Origin of the sequence: Paenibacillus sp. P32E (genome assembly GCF_001909085.1) — a bacterium.
Lineage (GTDB): Bacteria > Bacillota > Bacilli > Paenibacillales > Paenibacillaceae > Paenibacillus_AQ > Paenibacillus_AQ helianthi.
The window spans coordinates 1-16,066 of record NZ_LVYY01000009.1 but is presented as its reverse complement, the minus strand read 5'-3'; the positions used below and the strand labels follow the sequence as shown (position 1 = coordinate 16,066).

27 protein-coding genes are annotated in these 16,066 nt (G+C 45.2%); 5 read left to right on the top strand and 22 right to left on the bottom strand.

The genetic code is table 11. The features are described from left to right. The 13 genes from A3848_RS09720 to A3848_RS32855 all read right to left on the bottom strand — a co-directional run bounded on the left by A3848_RS09720 (position 1) and on the right by A3848_RS32855 (position 9,804). Complete coding sequence (locus tag A3848_RS09720; RefSeq protein WP_074084764.1) at positions 1-1,179, bottom strand: hypothetical protein; 1,179 nt, start codon at positions 1,177-1,179, stop codon at positions 1-3. Continuing rightward, positions 1,154-1,558, bottom strand: coding sequence for a hypothetical protein (locus A3848_RS09715; protein WP_074084763.1), 405 nt, complete (start codon positions 1,556-1,558; stop codon positions 1,154-1,156). The genes A3848_RS09720 and A3848_RS09715 overlap by 26 nt, the downstream gene beginning before the upstream one ends. Before the next feature lie 15 nt (positions 1,559-1,573). After that, the gene (locus tag A3848_RS32230; RefSeq protein WP_178381953.1) at positions 1,574-1,747 is read right to left on the bottom strand and encodes a hypothetical protein; all 174 of its coding nucleotides are present in this window, start codon (positions 1,745-1,747) and stop codon (positions 1,574-1,576) included. A gap of 283 nt (positions 1,748-2,030) precedes the next feature. Further along, the gene (locus A3848_RS09710) at positions 2,031-3,053 is read right to left on the bottom strand and encodes a hypothetical protein (protein WP_074084762.1); all 1,023 of its coding nucleotides are present in this window, start codon (positions 3,051-3,053) and stop codon (positions 2,031-2,033) included. Between the two features lie 3 nt (positions 3,054-3,056). After that, positions 3,057-4,541 (bottom strand): phage portal protein, encoded by a 1,485-nt coding sequence (locus A3848_RS09705; RefSeq protein ID WP_074084761.1) that lies wholly within the window; start codon positions 4,539-4,541, stop codon positions 3,057-3,059. Next, entirely contained in the window at positions 4,534-5,985 is a 1,452-nt protein-coding gene (locus A3848_RS09700) for a phage terminase large subunit (RefSeq protein ID WP_074084760.1), read from the bottom strand. The genes A3848_RS09705 and A3848_RS09700 overlap by 8 nt, the downstream gene beginning before the upstream one ends. Next, entirely contained in the window at positions 5,975-6,922 is a 948-nt protein-coding gene (locus A3848_RS09695) for a terminase small subunit (protein WP_074084759.1), read from the bottom strand. The genes A3848_RS09700 and A3848_RS09695 overlap by 11 nt, the downstream gene beginning before the upstream one ends. A gap of 66 nt (positions 6,923-6,988) precedes the next feature. After that, a complete protein-coding gene (locus tag A3848_RS09690; protein ID WP_074084758.1) occupies positions 6,989-7,381 on the bottom strand; it encodes a hypothetical protein in 393 nt (130 codons plus the stop codon). Between the two features lie 567 nt (positions 7,382-7,948). Further along, positions 7,949-8,551: a hypothetical protein gene (locus A3848_RS09685; protein WP_074084757.1), complete on the bottom strand. Its 603-nt coding sequence runs from the start codon at positions 8,549-8,551 to the stop codon at positions 7,949-7,951. 59 nt (positions 8,552-8,610) lie between these two features. Beyond that, positions 8,611-9,129, bottom strand: coding sequence for a sigma factor-like helix-turn-helix DNA-binding protein (locus A3848_RS09680; RefSeq protein WP_083612031.1), 519 nt, complete (start codon positions 9,127-9,129; stop codon positions 8,611-8,613). 53 nt (positions 9,130-9,182) lie between these two features. After that, the gene (locus A3848_RS09675) at positions 9,183-9,410 is read right to left on the bottom strand and encodes a hypothetical protein (protein ID WP_074084756.1); all 228 of its coding nucleotides are present in this window, start codon (positions 9,408-9,410) and stop codon (positions 9,183-9,185) included. Next, positions 9,407-9,586, bottom strand: a complete 180-nt coding sequence (locus A3848_RS09670) for a hypothetical protein (protein WP_074084755.1) — start codon at positions 9,584-9,586, stop codon at positions 9,407-9,409. Before A3848_RS09670 ends, A3848_RS09675 begins: the two co-directional genes overlap by 4 nt. Before the next feature lie 92 nt (positions 9,587-9,678). Then, positions 9,679-9,804, bottom strand: coding sequence for a hypothetical protein (locus A3848_RS32855; RefSeq protein ID WP_256702264.1), 126 nt, complete (start codon positions 9,802-9,804; stop codon positions 9,679-9,681). Positions 9,805-10,161: 357 nt separating this feature from the next. On the opposite strand from A3848_RS32855, the gene A3848_RS09665 reads away from it, so the two are divergent. Both A3848_RS09665 and A3848_RS09660 read left to right on the top strand, forming a co-directional pair. After that, entirely contained in the window at positions 10,162-10,863 is a 702-nt protein-coding gene (locus tag A3848_RS09665; protein WP_083607089.1) for a YiiX/YebB-like N1pC/P60 family cysteine hydrolase, read from the top strand. Positions 10,864-10,922: 59 nt separating this feature from the next. Continuing rightward, positions 10,923-11,264 carry a DUF3139 domain-containing protein gene (locus tag A3848_RS09660; protein ID WP_074084754.1) on the top strand — a complete coding sequence of 114 codons (342 nt, stop codon included), beginning with the start codon at positions 10,923-10,925 and terminating at the stop codon, positions 11,262-11,264. 60 nt (positions 11,265-11,324) lie between these two features. On the opposite strand, the gene A3848_RS09655 is transcribed toward A3848_RS09660, so the two are convergent. Genes A3848_RS09655 through A3848_RS09645 form a run of 4 tightly spaced genes read right to left on the bottom strand, consistent with a single transcriptional unit; the run spans position 11,325 to position 12,247 of the window. Further along, positions 11,325-11,651 carry a hypothetical protein gene (locus tag A3848_RS09655; protein WP_074084753.1) on the bottom strand — a complete coding sequence of 109 codons (327 nt, stop codon included), beginning with the start codon at positions 11,649-11,651 and terminating at the stop codon, positions 11,325-11,327. A gap of 19 nt (positions 11,652-11,670) precedes the next feature. Beyond that, positions 11,671-11,811 (bottom strand): hypothetical protein, encoded by a 141-nt coding sequence (locus A3848_RS32225; protein WP_167374770.1) that lies wholly within the window; start codon positions 11,809-11,811, stop codon positions 11,671-11,673. Continuing rightward, positions 11,808-12,065, bottom strand: coding sequence for a hypothetical protein (locus A3848_RS09650; protein ID WP_074084752.1), 258 nt, complete (start codon positions 12,063-12,065; stop codon positions 11,808-11,810). Before A3848_RS09650 ends, A3848_RS32225 begins: the two co-directional genes overlap by 4 nt. Then, entirely contained in the window at positions 12,062-12,247 is a 186-nt protein-coding gene (locus A3848_RS09645) for a hypothetical protein (protein ID WP_074084751.1), read from the bottom strand. Before A3848_RS09645 ends, A3848_RS09650 begins: the two co-directional genes overlap by 4 nt. A 179-nt stretch (positions 12,248-12,426) precedes the next feature. Between A3848_RS09645 and A3848_RS09640 the strand changes: the two genes are divergently transcribed. Next, positions 12,427-12,783 carry a hypothetical protein gene (locus A3848_RS09640; RefSeq protein ID WP_074084750.1) on the top strand — a complete coding sequence of 119 codons (357 nt, stop codon included), beginning with the start codon at positions 12,427-12,429 and terminating at the stop codon, positions 12,781-12,783. 173 nt (positions 12,784-12,956) lie between these two features. Next, positions 12,957-13,205, top strand: a complete 249-nt coding sequence (locus A3848_RS09635; RefSeq protein ID WP_074084749.1) for a DUF3951 domain-containing protein — start codon at positions 12,957-12,959, stop codon at positions 13,203-13,205. Between the two features lie 62 nt (positions 13,206-13,267). Here A3848_RS09635 and A3848_RS09630 read toward each other — a convergent pair whose 3' ends face one another. The 5 genes from A3848_RS09630 to A3848_RS09610 all read right to left on the bottom strand — a co-directional run bounded on the left by A3848_RS09630 (position 13,268) and on the right by A3848_RS09610 (position 15,758). Then, the gene (locus A3848_RS09630; protein ID WP_074084748.1) at positions 13,268-13,642 is read right to left on the bottom strand and encodes a hypothetical protein; all 375 of its coding nucleotides are present in this window, start codon (positions 13,640-13,642) and stop codon (positions 13,268-13,270) included. Between the two features lie 175 nt (positions 13,643-13,817). Beyond that, the gene (locus A3848_RS09625) at positions 13,818-14,300 is read right to left on the bottom strand and encodes a hypothetical protein (RefSeq protein ID WP_074084747.1); all 483 of its coding nucleotides are present in this window, start codon (positions 14,298-14,300) and stop codon (positions 13,818-13,820) included. Beyond that, positions 14,297-14,689, bottom strand: coding sequence for a nucleoside triphosphate pyrophosphohydrolase family protein (locus A3848_RS09620; RefSeq protein WP_074084746.1), 393 nt, complete (start codon positions 14,687-14,689; stop codon positions 14,297-14,299). Before A3848_RS09620 ends, A3848_RS09625 begins: the two co-directional genes overlap by 4 nt. A 5-nt stretch (positions 14,690-14,694) precedes the next feature. Continuing rightward, the gene (locus A3848_RS09615) at positions 14,695-15,225 is read right to left on the bottom strand and encodes a hypothetical protein (RefSeq protein ID WP_074084745.1); all 531 of its coding nucleotides are present in this window, start codon (positions 15,223-15,225) and stop codon (positions 14,695-14,697) included. Positions 15,226-15,272: 47 nt separating this feature from the next. Further along, positions 15,273-15,758, bottom strand: coding sequence for a hypothetical protein (locus A3848_RS09610; RefSeq protein WP_074084744.1), 486 nt, complete (start codon positions 15,756-15,758; stop codon positions 15,273-15,275). A gap of 102 nt (positions 15,759-15,860) precedes the next feature. On the opposite strand from A3848_RS09610, the gene A3848_RS32650 reads away from it, so the two are divergent. Continuing rightward, a partial coding sequence (locus A3848_RS32650) for a hypothetical protein (protein ID WP_218618995.1) occupies positions 15,861-16,066 on the top strand: 206 nt, incomplete at its 3' end.

Genomic DNA, 16,066 nt, shown 5'->3' with positions numbered 1-16,066 from the left:
TTAGATGCTGGTGCTGCGAGTTTTAACGCTCGACCCGGCATTATTATTGTTATTGGATCTATTCCCAGTTCCTGCAGCTTGATCAGTATGATAATTGCTTACGATGGCCTTTACGGCCGGATCGGTAAGGAACGCATCCATTTCACCGGCGATTTGGTCTTTTGTCGCGGTAGCAGAGATGGAAGCGGAATGATATGACCAAAGCTTACCGATTGCTGTCGCGGGATCCTTAATATCTTTGCGGACCGCTTCGGATGTCACTTTCTCAGTGATCATTTCACCGACAATTCGATCCCGGCCAGCTCCAGCATCCTTTTCAGCAGCTGCTTTAAGAGATTTGAAAAGGTCCTCTACATTCATCTCACCAGTCACGCCGAGGATTTCAGCCGCTTTGCCGCTGATCTCAAGTGCCCGCTGTACTTCTTTGGCAAAATCCGGTGTCAGTTCCTGCACGACTTGCTGATCAGTCAGCCCCATTTCCCCGGCCAGCGTCCCAATTGTTACACCCTTCAGACCGTGTTTCTTCTTAACTTCTGCAATTACTTGAGCCCATTCCACTTGCTCATCATCTCCTTTCGAATGTTCGGGGCCTCCCCCTTCTAAATCCCACATTTCCCCGGACGTGGCTACAATCCGCGTGTTCATTCCGGCACGGTCAAGCGGTGTCCAGTCAATAGACAATGGATCATAACCAACAACATTTGTTTCACCGTTGGCCTTCTCCAGCTTCGGCATGCCGAAAATTGATACCTGTGTAATCCGCTTACCACGAATCCACCGTTTCAGATCACTTGCAGAAGCATCAACCAAGCCACGGAAGTAAGCCGTCTCGCCTACCATCTTGGCGCCGATCCAATGTGTCACTGGCGGGAGGAACTGGTTACTAACGTCCTCAGCTTTCTGATGTCCTAAGAATCCATTCAGAGTCTTGCTCATGACGGCATCAACGATGTTCCGCAGCGACTCGCCGGTATAATTCCAGCCGCGCTTAGATTTGGAAGCGGGGATTTCAACGACAACTTCCAAAGGATCGGTGTCACCCTTCTTGAGCTCGTCCACGTTGACGCCGGAGGCCAGCGGCACATCATCGACCTGCATTTCACCAGAGATGCCCGCAAAGAGTTGGAATAGTGTCGCTGCTCCAGCAGCCATTTCACCGCAAATCAGAACCTTTTTCATTTTTCGTCTCACCTCCTCTCCGTGAAAGTTCAATTAGGCTGGATGTAATCATATTGATCGCTTGTTCTTCAGCCGTTGCTAAATGTCCCTCATAATCCTTCGTCATAGGGAACAGGTGAATGTGCAATAATTCATGCACCAGTATTTTTTCCATATCTTGCGGATGGAGTTCTTCAGGCGAATAATCCAAAGGATCAAGAATACGGATAGATGCTAACCTGTGCTCCAGGTGAACGGTGATTACCCCATTTGCATCCAGATTCATATCCCTTGCCCGCTTAATGCTGGTCTTAACATCCCAGTCTTGCAGTCGCAGCACCTTTTGCCATTCAACGCATTTAGTTTTCAGTTGCTCCTCTGTGAAAATAACTGCTTCCAAGTCGGTCACATCCTTTCATTCGATGGCTTCTAGCTCTTCGAGCAAATCCTGCGTTCGCTCCCCGCGGTCGTACCGTGCAATCACATTTGCAATGTTCATTGCGCCGAATATGCCGACAGGGATTTTCTTATATTCCTCCAACATGAAGCGGGCATTATCAATTGCAGATGTCCATCTTACCTGTTCCATAAAATTCCCCCCTTTCTGGAGGCAACAAAAATAGCCGTTTATCCGAAGTTGATAACCCATTCGGAAAACGACTCAATAAGACCAAAAATCCTAAAAATCAGCTTAATTCCTGCATACTATTCATGCTCTTTAACCGATATTCCGCATAAAATCATGTGAATATTCAATTGAATTGCATATATATTCATAATACACAATATATTGTTCAATAAATTACTAAGCAACACAATATACAGACATGCTCACAAAATATATATATTAACCAAATGTCTAATCGGCCTGTTTACGCCACCTTGGAATACACATTTTCGTACCAATCTTCCAGGTCCGGTTGACTGGAAGGATTCTTAGTCCACTGGTTAAGCCGACCCATAAATAGATCAAGATCCTCATGTACTGATATCAAAACACACAGGCAATTTGGATGTGCTGGCATATGTGGTTCCTCTCCCACCGGCCAAACGCCTCGACCCATGCCGTGATCAGCTCCAGCCAGCTCATCGCAGATATCCGGCTTCGGATGTGCGCCAGATAGTACCCACTTCATTCCGGTATAGCTGGGACTCACCCGAGCAGCAGCAATAGTCCCTTCTCCGAAAGCCGCTGCCGTCTCCGTACGGACCAGCCGCAGAGCTTCATAGGACAAATCGCTCGGAATCCGGTTGCCCATCCTCTCCATCATTTCGGGGTAATCCCCGGATAGCGTCTTCTTGCCGCGCCGCACATATTGCTCGATGAAGCGAGCGGTTTTTACCGGGTCTTCTCCGTTTTTGATGCCATCTTGAATAATCTCAGTCATGCTGTGCCGGGCTTTTATCCCCTTCTGCCATATTCGATCTGATAACATCAGTCCATTTTCGCTGCGGGCCCACATGGCATCCACCGCTTGCTTGTTGGTTCGGAATATCATCCGCTCCAGCGGCTCCACCGGGATTTTAGCGCTGCTGATATGGAGCCTTGTAATATCAAAGGAATAGCTTGTCCCGGCGTCTACTCCTTTGATGATGTATTGATTCATCCTCTCGCGGAGTGACTGCGGAATGTTTGTTTCCCGCAGCGTCTTCATTAATGGTTCGAGGTAACGGTCGTTCAATCTACTCCCATATCCACGATTCCGCAGGCTGCGGATCTCCTTGGAAACCTGGTCCCCGGCCTTCATGAATATCCTGCGAACTTCCGGCTCTTGATTCAGCATCAGAGAGGTGTACTTTTTCCGGGCAGACAGCGCAAATATCGCATATTTTCCGGCAGTCATCTTGAGCTCCTGCAGCAGCTTTCTTGCGGACTCTGTTGCATAATCGGCCATGATCTACACAGCCACCTTTCCTTCTGCATCAAAAAGTTCGCCATCCTCCAAACGCCTCAAAAGCACCTTCGTCTTCAGAATACGGTCTTTTTCGTACTCAACACCTTCATCAGTCCCGTTATAAGGATGCATGGTATCTACCCAATATGAGAGGTACTCTACTGCTGCTTGCTCACTGATGAGTCCACCGGCAAGCGCCTTATCCAGTGCTTCAACGATGATCTTCAACTCTTCCGCTACATCCTTCGAATCCCTCTGATCCACTGTTTCCCATACTAACGTTGTTTCGTAGGTATCGAATGTGGTCACCTCCGATTGTGAGGTCATAGACAGCACCATCCGGGCCAACAGCTGCCAGGAGTCCGTGAACGACTTCCGCTTCCGCTCTACCTTCTGGATGAAGATAGGCATTTGCTCCTTCACACTGGATAAGCTGGACGGCGTATGCACGCCAAAGATAAACTCCGGAGTCTCCGAAGCGGACACGATGCAGTAAAACACGAATTCAAGCAGTGCTGTAGCATCTCCGGTGGCTGATTTCGCTTCTATAAAAGAAGCGTCCTCCTCCCCCTGGAAGATCAGGAGTTCCTTACCGTTTAAATTGATCTTCCCGCCTTCAGCAGCAAATTTTTTCGGATCGCTCACTCCGAAATTATTAAGCAAGAAGCCTGGAACGTCTTTTAGCTTAAGCTTTAACCGCGGCGTGCTGTGCATTTTGGAGCCTTGAATCGCTGCAAGGAATACATCATGATAAACCTTCAGAAATGGCTCTATAGACTCAAGATCACTCTTGCCGTATTCATTGGTCTCATCGCCATCATTCTTAAAATGAACAATCGGAATAAAGCCCCACGGATTATCATGTTCCCCCACTTGCAAATTAGGGGGCCGGTCACCTTCAACTTCAATGAGGCGTTGTTCCGCGCTGATCTTCTGCTTGATTTTACATTGTTTTTTAGTCCCGGATTCGTCATACCAGGTATGTTCCGCCTCAAGCACATACTGCATCGGCTCTCCAGTGAGCGGGTCTCTGTCAATTCGTTTGACCTGTTCTGGTGGAATAATGTTGTAGACCAAGCGCGACTCCTTCTCTGGATGTAGTTTGGAGACGTTTTTCTCCCGAGTAAGCCATACGAAGCAATCACCTTCTTTGATAGCATTTAAGTGGGTCCGCTGCGCTTTGGATTCGTTCTTCTTCAGAAAATCATTAACAGTTTTCTGGGCATCCTCGTCTATTGACTTGAACTCAGGCAATCCGATAAATCCGACAGTGGCATTAACCACTTTCTTTGCAAAGCCAGCTCCCAGCTTATAATTCTCTTCCGTGTTATCGTAGAGCGCCCGGGCTTTGGCATAGTCTACGCGGCTGGAGTCAAGCCTGTATGTACCGCCCAGCGTGCCGGTAATAACTCCCCATAGGCCTGCCATACCCTGCCGCAGTTTCGACATTTCGCCAACCGCTCGATCTACCAAACGCCATCTAGCCATATACCCTACCTCCTCCCAGCAGTGATGCAGCAGCCTGATCCATTACAGCTCCTGTTTTTGCAAACGCCAAAATAAGCGCATCCGCTCGGTCAGGAGACCGGAGACCACGCTTTTTCATTTCCTTCTTCGATTCAAGAATGATTTTCCCTTTACTAGTGACTGAATATTTCCGGGTTGAAAGCTGGCCTATCAGATCCTCGTCATTTGGAATTTGAATATCTTCTGCCTGCAGCAGATCACGAACATTTGCCCAGGCTTCTGTACCCCAATTCTCGTAATGCTCTGGATCAAATGCTTTGCCGCCGTTGTGGCAATCCACCACAGTGATGTTCAACCCTTCCTCACGCACCACTTCACGAATACGGTCTGTTACCCCACCACCCACACCGTCATCGTCTATCTTCACGGTGCATCTGGGCCGTCCGAATTGTTCCATGCATTCCTTGGCAGTAATCAAAACCCATCCAGCAGTTACCATCGTATCATTTTTGGAATAATGACGGATATAAGGGACCATAGCGCCGATCCGAGGAACAATTGTCGTTTCATCATCTCCGAAGCGGGCAACGTCTACCCCGATTTCCAATTCAGCTGTATCTGGAATGTTTGACTCCCATGTCCCGGTGTCTTCATCAAGAATCCGGACGTATACCTCTCTCGCTGCTGCCGTCTCGGCAAGTTCCAAAGGAATGAAAGTATCCGGTTCGGATCTCGGAAACTCTCCGTCTGCCCGGACACGGACCACATCGCTATCTTTACCGTATTTATTTTCAAGCATCTCGATATTTTTCTTATTGGTCCGCTTGCTGTCACGGCTTGATACTCGATGCGCCTTATACGTCCCCCTATCCTTATGGTGACTGTCATAAAAGAATCCGCTTGTTCGCGTGGGGTTGCCACACATAAGCATTTTATTATCATCACCGGTAAGAGTCCCGAATATGGCCTCCATGATATCATCTTTGACCCCAGATGCTTCATCTACGATGAACAACATGTGGTCCTCATGAAAGCCCTGCATGTTCTCTGGCTTGGTCGCCGTTCTAGCTGTAGCAAACCAGCGCTTTTCCTGACCGATCATATAAATTTTGGTCTTGGTCCACTTCAAAAGGTTTTTTACCTTTGAACGTTCCAACCACTTAGCCACCTCGGACCACAGTACATCATGGAGCTGCTGGCGGGTAGGAGCGGTACACACTACTCGGGAATTGGGCCGGCAACATAAGAACCAAATAACCAATGCGGCCTCCAGAGCGGTCTTTCCCACACCTTGACCGGAGCGGACCGTTACAAATCGCGAGTGAGCCACATCGTACATTACTGCCAATTGCCATTCGTCTGCATCAAAATCAAGCATATCCTCTGCAAATGCAGCCGGCTCATCCCAATATAGGTCAATTAGGGCTGCCATTGATGAAATCACATTGTAAGGCTTAGCGCTCATCGCTCATCACCTTCGCCTTTCGCTTCTCAGCAACGTCCATCAATGCATTCACCCAGCTATTAACCTCACCGTTACCACTGCCCTCCAGCTTCTCAACTTCGAGCTGCGCCTTGCGGATTTTCAAGCGGGTTTCTTCATCCATGTAGTCGGTATACTTCTCCAACTGCTTCAGCGCTTCAATCTTGTTATAGAGCTTCACACTGAAGCCGTCTTTGCCTTCCTTTACCTCAGAAATGATGCTGGTATCTATTACATCGGAATTCACAAGGTTCACAAAGTTCTGAGTTCCAGTCAACTGCTTGCCGTCTTCATCTAGAATAGGATCGCCCTTCTTGGTGTGAAGTGGAAATTCCCGGCTGCCAAAATTAACGTAATCACCGGTGTCCGCAAAGGCGATTTTCATCCACTCGGCAATGATCCGCTTGATGTCCAAACCCAGCTCCTCGGTGTACTGCTCCTTGGCCTGCTTGATAGCCGCTTGAATTTCTGGTTTCCTCAAGTTCTCCCAGCCAATGGTGTAAGCGGACTTCTTGGAGTACCCAGCAGCTATTGCCGCTCCTGTAGCGTTGAAGGTTCGCAGGTATTCGAGAATAAAAATCCGCTGCTTCGGGGTCAGTCCGTCTTCGTCTGGTTCACCCGTATCCGCTTCATCAATCCGCGGTGGCGGCTGCTCCCGAATCGGAACGTTCCGTTTTTGATTGGAACGTTCCGTATTCATGTCTGGAACGTTCCGTTTCTTTTTCTTGGATTTATCCGGCAGCTTCGATTCCTTCTCGCCGTTCAGGGTGGATTCCCAGTTGTCTTTGCTCTTCCAACCTCGGACCGTTCCAGCCGGTAGATCAAGACTCGCGGCAATTTCTACGATATCCCTCTTACCACCGCTGTCGATCCACATCTGTTCCGCTTCTGCCCTCTTCGGGTCTCTTTTCTTTGCCACTACATGTCACCACCCCCGTATTTAAGGCATGAAAAAAGCACCCGGAGGTGCTCTCTTTACTGTGAATTAGTTGAATAATAAGAATCGGTAGTTATGGTTACCATGTTGGTGTGACATACTCTCGGAAAAACCTTTCGGATATTGAGTTAAGGGCTCATCAGACACTCCAACCCAGTACTTTTTCGTACTAGGATGTACTTCATATTCAAAGTTTTTTATCCCCTTAATTATGAATTCTACATTCTCATCATTGTCGGACAATAAATAAAAGTGAATATATGCACCCGCATATTCATGACCTACATGAGCATCTTTAAGAGTGTATATCTTTTCGTCCTTAGGAATGTCTGGTTCGAATCCAATTTCAATCTTCTTCCCGATGGTATTTTTAATATCCACCATCATATCCAAATAGCTCCCCACGCCAATAAGTGAATTCACATGACCGCTATATCCCATCATCTCACCTCCTTCGACATCATATTTCGACGTAAAGGAAGTAATTCCCTCTTTACCCATGTACCTTACTTCGCCGTCACCTCTGCAGCTTTTCAGGTTTAGATTATGGGTTTATGTGTAAATAGAAAAAGCCGCCTATTGGCGACCTTTAGAAGCTAACCTGTATTTGCGTATCCCTATTACAATTGCAACTGCTAAAGCACTGTATGACATTATTGCTTGTGTGACTGCTGGTACGTGTACAACCGCTGTAAAGATAAGTACGTATAGCCCCAATGTACAGCCAAGCAAACATATATATTCAAATGCGTCCCGTTTCCTCAAGGCCTCGCCTCCTCATATACATATATTACTATATTTATTGAGATAAGGATAAGGAATTGTTGAGCTCAATTAACCGTGAGCTCATGCGGCTGGCGTGTAACTCATCTTTACCTGATGCTTGAGCGCTATGCTTGTTATTCGTAAGAGTCATGGTCAGTTTTACACACCATTCACTATAAGAGTCAAACCGTTTATAGGTTCCTCCTATAAATAATGGGCATCTCCTAGACAAATATCAACATTCTATTTCTTCAGAACTAATCGTGAAGTGATATTATTTACAGTATAATCACGTTCCGAGACATATTTATTCATTAATTTTTGAGCTTGTATAATTTGTGATGGACTAGGATCTATATTACCGTGCATTGCTTCCCTCATAAATCCTTCAAAAACTACATGAAGATCCTTTTCATCCAATGAAGAATTCGCTCCTGTCATAAGTGTTGTTGCAAATTCATGGCCTTTTGGCTTAAATTGTAAGGTTTGCTTTGACTTCGAGGCGTAAGATCGCAATTCTGCCTCTCCCTCTTTATTAAATCCACCAAAGGCAATGGAGACTGGTCTGCTATCAGTAATAATTTCTTTTAGTGATTCAATAGTACCTATCAAAATTTGATGAATCTTTGCGAAATCTTCACCTTCAATAATCCTTCTAGCAATCGTTTCAGCCATTGCTTCTCCAGTGTCTTTTGTGCCCGTGAATGCTATAAAAGCTTTCTCATTTACTTGTAAATATTTGATGAAATTTTCTTCAATTATTTCCCCTGAATCCATGTTAACCACTCTGCCATCTGCCATAATCGTCACAAATTTCTCGGTTGCTACCACAGATATAAAACTCATTTTCCCACTCCCTAATTACAAGCTATCATTCACAAGATGCCTTTAGTCTACAACATAGTCTAGAAGAAAAACAGGCTATTCTCAACAGCATTACTGACTTTCTTGTGAGCTCGTTGTATATACTCACTCACGCTGCCAGGAGCAATCTCGAGCATACTGGCAATGGTTGAGTGAGAAAAGCACTCACCGTGGGCCAACACATAACATTCACGCTCCCGCTCGCTTAATTGGTCCAGGGCATATTGTAATTGAAATCTTTGATCATCAGTAAGATTTGCCGGGCTGCCGGCTTTGGAGTCTGAAGCAAAAGCCTGCATACGGACCGGGTCCAGTAGCACTTCTCTCTCATATCCAGCCCGCCGCTCGATCCCGCGCTTATTACCCGGGCGCCTGCCGGTAGTCAGCCACTCCTCTACATATTCACAATCGCTCACCATTCCAGATATTACCTTTTTGTCGTCTGCATCAGCCTTTCTATAGGCTCGCTCGGCAATGTTACGGGAATTATGATAGTTGCCTGCGGTGGCCGGTCCCAAGTCCATATATCTTCCGACAAACTTACTCTCTACCACGTTCATCCTCATTCCCCTTTGTGTGTGATATAATTGTGTGTGAGGATAAAAGTTGCTGCTTATTGCCCTGATGCTGAGTCAGGTCTTTTTTCTATGTGTACATGATCCACCATCGCCGCAAACAGTCGCATATTCGTGCTTATGAAAAGTTTGATATATGATGCCGTGTATCTGACCCAGGTAGGACCATAATCCAATACCTCAACGACTTCTGGGGAGTGGACCAGAACAAATTTACGATGGCCGGCATCAAGTGCTTTACTTGCTTCATAGGCTTTCATAGTCATTCGACTGTACCTCTTATCACAAAAGGTTTCTCAGCTGCTTTACCTGTAGGCGCTGGATACTTCAGATCCAGCTCAACCCTCTCTTGTGGTGTTAGCTGCGAAGACTTAATTGTTACCTGCCCGCCGCCAGCTACCTCATTTGCTTTGTTCTTGATTCCTGCGTACCAGTCACTCATTAAGATCAGCCTCTTCTCGATGGAATAAAATCTGTGCTCCCAGGAATGAAAACTGCCCTGTTGCAAGCCCGGCTATAAATAGCAGCAGGCTGTTACTCATCTTTGATTACCGGAGTAGGGTATAAGGTGTGAGATTCCAGGTTCTCGATATAGTAATTTAGGATGTACAACTCACCTTCGATGTACAAGCGCCGGTCTTCGTCGTACGTAGCTCTCAATTCCTTCAGAATTCTCCTATATTTCTCACAAAATAATTCCTTTAGAAGCAAAATTCAAAATAAAAATGTTCTTACTCGATTAATTCCACTTAATTGTATTTATTTTATAAATCGTCATAAAATCATATAATTATTATTTATGTCATTATTCCCTAATTGTTAACATTATATCTATTATATTTATATATCTACTTCTACTTTTCCACAATTTATGCTATTTTATGATAATTATCGACTATTATACTAATTTGCTGCAATATTTGTTGAATCTTTTTCTTTGACATCCATATTTTTCTAAACTAGTATTAATCTATCGAATCCGGCCGTGAGACGAAATATGCTTCTGGGGTGTTTTATTTGAAAAAAGGTAAATTTCTCCTATCATTCTCACTTACAGTAATTCTATCTGCTTTTTCACTAGGAATGGCTAGTGCTGATAGTGCAACACCTGTACCTGAAGTCAATGCATCAAGTACTATAACTGCACCTATCCCGGACGTTAATAGCACAACAGTTATAGAAAATGATTCATTATCTCCTTCCTTAACTGATTTAGTTCCCTTCTCTATTCCAGGAGAAACTTATAAAGGTACAAATGTTGCTATTCAAGCAGGAGACATTCTAGTGACAAACAGTACTGGTTCTTCTGGATTTGGGTATACTGGACATGCGGGTATTTTAATTGATAACGGAACAATAGTGTCTATTGAAGGTTATAACAAACCTTTGATTAGACAGCCAATTACTGATTGGTATACAAAGTATGCCAATACAAAAGTACTGCGATATACTTCTTCCCCTACCAAAGCTCAACAAGCTGCAACATGGGCAAGTAATTATCAATCTCTCTATAAAGATCAGGTTCATTATGGCTTGATTAACAATATATTCGACTATTACACTGAGACATATTGTTCTAAAATAGTATGGGATGCCTACTATTACGGAGCAAGTGTTAGCTTCGGAAATCCTGGTGCAGGTAATATTTTATTTTTACCATACAGTTTACCAGATCAATCATCATTAACTAGAGTTGCCATTATTGGATCTAATTTCTAAATTTACTACAATTAAGAGATAGGATGTTTCCTATCTCTTAATTAACTTAAGCGAAAGGTGTGTTTATTATCAAAAAAGTTGTCCTATCCAGCATCGCAGCGCTAGTATCTTTAATCATTATTTTTCTTGTTGGCTATGTTTCTATAAATGGGGTGCCTTATAAAAAAACTCAAGCTGCCAAGCAAATTAAAACTTATCTTATTACCAAGAAGAACTACACAGAAGATGAAATATACAACATTAAAGGTTCTGTCTCTAAGAGTAGTACTTGTCGATATGGTGCAGAGGTTACATTTAAAGATGAGATCGGATATCCATATGAATATGGTGTCTGTAACGATGGGGAAATTCACCAGCAGGGATATACTAGTACCACCCCTAAGCATCTTGACGACAATTAATTTAACCCTGTGTCGGCCCCCGCTGCGCTGGGATTATTTTGTCGATTGATGGCCTCCGGCCTAATAGTCACGTTCCATCTCTTCAATCTGCTCTTTATACCTTTCCCAATCGTCCTCATCAAAGCATTTTTTGTAACTACTCAGCTTATAGTCGTGGCCTTCTATGATGTCGTTAAGATCAACACAGATTGATCTTTCGAACATAGTTACTTTCATTCCGCCTTCTTCAAACGGGTATATCCCAACGGCTTCCACGAAATCGGCCAGATCAGCAAAATCCAAATGAACATAGGCGTATACCGTTTTGTTATTATGAAATTCCTGAGTATATAGGCCTGTTTCATTTTCATTGAGCAGATGGTACAAATCCGCGTTTACTTCCTTCATCCTCTTCTCCCCCTTATACCTAAATGTGCTTTCTGACTTCCTCATAAGTGAATTTCTCCGTGATCGTAGGGTGCATATAATTCATCCATGCCGTTTCATAAGAGCAATTGAACAGCTTAGTCATTTCTTTAAGGGCGTTGGCTGCGGATTCTGGTGTCATTGGTTATCTCCTTCCTTGGGTGCTGGGGCCCCTTTGGGATTTCTCATTGCATCTTCATGTTGTTTTACCATTCGTTCTGCATCCAATCGCAGCAACTTATCTGCGGCGGATGTCTCTTTGCGTGGCCCAATGAATTGCGGTTTATATCCTGTGAAAGACGGCTTGCGACTGTTCGTCTTAGTTTCATATTCTTCCGTTGGTGTGGGTGCTGGGGTATCTGGGTAAAGGGTGCGGTCCCGGGGTGTTTGGGTCATTGGTGGTTTACCTCCTCTCGGTATTTTTCTTCGATTCTTCTAGCCTTAGCTGCAAGTTGAAACGCCTTATTTCTTAATTCTCCTGCCCGATCATAATCTCCCTTGAGAGATGCTCGTTTTGATCTTGTTTCCCAAAGCCCGGCCCTGTTAAGTAATTTCCCTACCTCTCGCAATGGGTCCATACGGTTATATCCTCCTTGTTATAGGGGAGAGCCGGGTATCGGCTCCCACTTCGTTAGGTTGTTCGGTCGTATCGGTGGCCTATCGTCCTGGTATATAATTTTATAAGATAAAAAGTAGGACCTATTGGAATACAGTGCTCAATATAATAATTTGGAAGCGAAGAAAGGACAGTATATACATGGAAGATGTATCTAATGTAGAGAAATTGGAATCAATAAGATCTTTGCAATCTACAATCAAAAAACTCGAGAACGCCTTGTCCCAGATGACTCAAAATGGCGCAAATACAACCCTAGTAAAGAAACGACTCAATGCTGTTTACATCGGCTTAGCTATTCTAGAAAACATCTGGAATCAAAAACCTCATCAATACACACATGAAGATTTAGTAGAGGCCCGAAAAGTTCTTATTGGTTTAACCCCGTCAGTTGAGAACAGTTATGCTAAGTCAAAGATCGGTAGTCCACAAAGAACGCTTTTAGAAAGAAGACTTAAAGCGTTGGAACTAGTTGTTCAAGCAATTAACGAACTATAGTCTAATAACTTGAAAGCGATAGGAGAAACGTATCCTGCTTTCTTCGCAGTATGCGTCAACGGCCCGGTACTCTCGTACTGTTCAAATCTCGGTCGAATGAATAGCTCTCAGCAACCTTGCAACTTGAAAATATTAACATTCAAATATAAAATCAAACAAAGGCGGTGTTAACAATGAACTTAGTACAATACTTGTTGTTTGGAGCATTCGGTTTTTTCAATATCTTATTAGGTTTCATCCTCGTCAAGGCATTAATCACAAGAAAATTACCAAGTAATAATTACACTCCGTTTGACTACATCACGGCCCAATCTCCTGTTGAGTTTCACGACGAGAAAAAAGATATAGAAGAAAATGCTGACCATGGTGATGATAAGGACAAAAACATCATTTCGTTATCAAAGCGAATTTCTCTTCCCTAATGCGCAATATGCGTCTACTACTTCCTTACTTGGCTTAGTACCATATAAGCAGCCTCTGCCCTCTATCTGGGGTCGATCGGCGCTTCTCTGTACCGGATTGGTGCGAAATCACAAATAGTTTCATCGCCTGTCAGACAGCCTATCAAGGCGCTGCATCGGTTCCAATGTAGGCATGATCCGCAGGTTTTTCCTTCCGGAAGAATATTGTCCGGTTGAGGCATCGGTGGAGCTACCTGTCGGCTTCCTGTAGTTCTGCATTTCACCTTCCGAACGAAATCCCCAAAGGTCACATCTGGTAGACAATCGCTGTATTCGAGAAAATAGTTGTACTTAGCTGCACCGGCAGTTTCGGCGTCCCGTGTCTCAATCAGAATTTTCCCAAAGAATTCAGCAGGGATCAGCGACTCGAAGGTTTTGATCATCTGTACCTGTGTCATGGCTGAGCCTCCTTACGTAATGGGCACCATTTGGGACTTGTCGCGCGGCGTTCTGTGCTTTTAATCCATGTTCCCAAAAAACCGCCGATTCTTTTTTCTGGATGATGGCATGAGTCGTACTTTCGGACATGTTCTTGTCTAAAATGCGAGCAATCTTTGCATTTAGGAACATTTGTCATAATTCCTTAGCTCCTTCCCCAAGGCCAAATTTAGCCATGTGATAGTATGAGTTGTTTCCTGCCTGTGCGCCTGTTGATTTAATTTTCTCCAGCGCTTCCCGTTTCCGGGCTATGGTCTGCTGTGCCTCCCGCAGTTCAATCTTGATTTCGTTGCTATATTCAGCCTGCTCTACGATAAATTTCTGTTTCCTTTCGTTTTCCTGCTCGTGCCGGTCTATAATCCGCTGTGCCTCTGCCAACTCCTTTTCTAAGCGAGTTTCAGCACATAATGGACAACTATGATCACCTGAATCCTTTCCGTCTACAAAATCTGTGTGGATGGCATTAAAACTAAAACCGCAATCCTCACATTCCCAAAGTTCCACTTTCCTTTTCTCTGCCTCTTCTAGAGCAGCCATCAACTCTACGGCCATAGGTCCAGTAAGTAATCCAACTTGACCAAATACCTTCTTGATCTTTTCAAACCGTTCTGGTGTCATAGCACCTTGCCCCCATGACGCTGTGGCCGTGTGGCGTTGTAAGCCATCTTTTCCTTGACTGCTTGCTCCAGGTCTATGCCGTACCGCCCGCAGGCGTCAAATACACGAATCACGATATCAGCCAGTTCAGAGGGGATGCCACAAGGTTTTTGTGGTTCGGGAGCCCATTCAAGTGGTGTAGAGAGGTTAAGCACCTTGCCACTCGGAGCCTTAACCTCGTACCAAACCTCTGTAGGCTGCTTGCCAGCGCGATAGTCTTCCAGCGCCTCGGAGGCCTCACTGTGGATTAGTGCAATGATCTCTCCGAAACTGCGGTCCTCGTCCCACCAGCCTTTGCTGACGGCGTTGGTGTGGGCATCATTTACTAATTCATTGATTGATTTGCTCATACTGGTTATGCCTCCCCTTTAATTTCGACAATGCAATCAGGTATTGCACCATATATCAGTCGCTCTCCAATTTTGGAGAGTCGCATCCATATCGGATCGCCAGCATCGCGATGCCTTGTTAATAGCTTTGTTGCTCCGCACCAACCAACTTGGTGAGGCTGATATCCCCAGATCGCAAAGTTATACGAGGACCAGATTTCCCGGCATGCATCTCTCAATGGGTCATTTTGATAACTGGACCGCTCGCTATGCCCCAATCTCAGATGGTACTCAACGGGGCTCAGCACATCTGGCGGGATTATCACCATTACGTCAACGTGCTCATAACCAGAGGTTGTTACGTTTGGATGTGATGGCATCCAAGGCAGATTATTAATCTCGATCTTCAGGGCCCGCTCTGATTTGAGTTTCTCGTATTCATCCCAGCCTAATGCCTTCCTGCTCTCGGTGATTCTCTCCTGGAGACTCTCCGATTCAAGTAATTTCTGAGCCTGCAGCTTCTCTTCATTCAAAATTTCAAAAAGATCAATCTGCATCTGCTTATCAGCTCCTTTATAGGGGGAGAGGGCCTGAGCCCTCCCCGTTATTCGCTAGAACCTACGATTTGAGGAAACTCCGTCTCCCACTCTAAAAGCTCCTTCAGCGTCATTTCCCCGTCTTCTTCCCAATCCATTTTTTTGTCCAACGGTAAATCGACAACTTTGTAATCCTGCCATTCCTCTTCTGGTATTGTGACTTCTAACCGATACCAGGCCGCCAACTCCTCATTAGTGCCATAACCGGCGACGATATCAGCCCGGTCCGGTCCGATGGCGACGGCGCGAAGCTCTCTGTACTCGATCAGTTTGGCTTGCGGATCTGGTTCGCAGAAATCCCCCGGCTCTTGGCCTGCCTCGCGTGCATCATGAAGTGAGTCAAGGACTCTGCCGATATATTCGTCCGATACGGTGTGCAGTACTGGTGCCGCGCCGCCCTCAAGCAGCTTCTTGGCCTGTTCCAGTGTGATTACCTGGCCGTTGTTGTTGATGTACTGCCCTGGTCGCAAATCGCTAATATGGACTGTTTCCATCGTTTATCTCTCCCACTATAAATTAATAAATACTCTTGTTTACTCACTGGTTCTAAGATTTTCAGCCATAGACAGATTGAGAGCTGGAGAAGTCATGTAAGGATGACATTATTTTCTGGTGAAGCCGGTGGCGGGAATAGAGAGCGGGGGATTCATCCCCAACCCAAGGATACGTTCTGTGATCGCACTTTGGATATCCACACCTGTCTCCTGACGGCTTACCCTCCCATGTCACGCGGGGTCTTTGCCCTTACATTCCTTCGTTCGGCCTCTCAGGAGGTGGACGCCGTTTCTTGCTCCTTTACAGG

Coding starts and splice junctions, on each gene's coding strand:
- A3848_RS09655 (WP_074084753.1), bottom strand. CDS start 11,651: ATGAAGGAAGTAAACGCGGATTTGTACCATCTGCTCAATGAAAATGAA.
- A3848_RS09675 (WP_074084756.1), bottom strand. CDS start 9,410: ATGACTATGAAAGCCTATGAAGCAAGTAAAGCACTTGATGCCGGCCAT.
- A3848_RS09650 (WP_074084752.1), bottom strand. CDS start 12,065: ATGACCCAAACACCCCGGGACCGCACCCTTTACCCAGATACCCCAGCA.
- A3848_RS09720 (WP_074084764.1), bottom strand. CDS start 1,179: ATGAAAAAGGTTCTGATTTGCGGTGAAATGGCTGCTGGAGCAGCGACA.
- A3848_RS09615 (WP_074084745.1), bottom strand. CDS start 15,225: ATGCAGATTGATCTTTTTGAAATTTTGAATGAAGAGAAGCTGCAGGCT.
- A3848_RS09690 (WP_074084758.1), bottom strand. CDS start 7,381: ATGGGATATAGCGGTCATGTGAATTCACTTATTGGCGTGGGGAGCTAT.
- A3848_RS09625 (WP_074084747.1), bottom strand. CDS start 14,300: ATGACACCAGAACGGTTTGAAAAGATCAAGAAGGTATTTGGTCAAGTT.
- A3848_RS09705 (WP_074084761.1), bottom strand. CDS start 4,541: ATGGCTAGATGGCGTTTGGTAGATCGAGCGGTTGGCGAAATGTCGAAA.
- A3848_RS09610 (WP_074084744.1), bottom strand. CDS start 15,758: ATGGAAACAGTCCATATTAGCGATTTGCGACCAGGGCAGTACATCAAC.
- A3848_RS09680 (WP_083612031.1), bottom strand. CDS start 9,129: ATGAACGTGGTAGAGAGTAAGTTTGTCGGAAGATATATGGACTTGGGA.
- A3848_RS09710 (WP_074084762.1), bottom strand. CDS start 3,053: ATGGCCGATTATGCAACAGAGTCCGCAAGAAAGCTGCTGCAGGAGCTC.
- A3848_RS09635 (WP_074084749.1), top strand. CDS start 12,957: ATGAACTTAGTACAATACTTGTTGTTTGGAGCATTCGGTTTTTTCAAT.
- A3848_RS09630 (WP_074084748.1), bottom strand. CDS start 13,642: ATGACACAGGTACAGATGATCAAAACCTTCGAGTCGCTGATCCCTGCT.
- A3848_RS32225 (WP_167374770.1), bottom strand. CDS start 11,811: ATGACACCAGAATCCGCAGCCAACGCCCTTAAAGAAATGACTAAGCTG.
- A3848_RS09640 (WP_074084750.1), top strand. CDS start 12,427: ATGGAAGATGTATCTAATGTAGAGAAATTGGAATCAATAAGATCTTTG.
- A3848_RS09620 (WP_074084746.1), bottom strand. CDS start 14,689: ATGAGCAAATCAATCAATGAATTAGTAAATGATGCCCACACCAACGCC.
- A3848_RS09685 (WP_074084757.1), bottom strand. CDS start 8,551: ATGAGTTTTATATCTGTGGTAGCAACCGAGAAATTTGTGACGATTATG.
- A3848_RS09700 (WP_074084760.1), bottom strand. CDS start 5,985: ATGAGCGCTAAGCCTTACAATGTGATTTCATCAATGGCAGCCCTAATT.
- A3848_RS09645 (WP_074084751.1), bottom strand. CDS start 12,247: ATGGACCCATTGCGAGAGGTAGGGAAATTACTTAACAGGGCCGGGCTT.
- A3848_RS32230 (WP_178381953.1), bottom strand. CDS start 1,747: ATGGAACAGGTAAGATGGACATCTGCAATTGATAATGCCCGCTTCATG.
- A3848_RS09670 (WP_074084755.1), bottom strand. CDS start 9,586: ATGAGTGACTGGTACGCAGGAATCAAGAACAAAGCAAATGAGGTAGCT.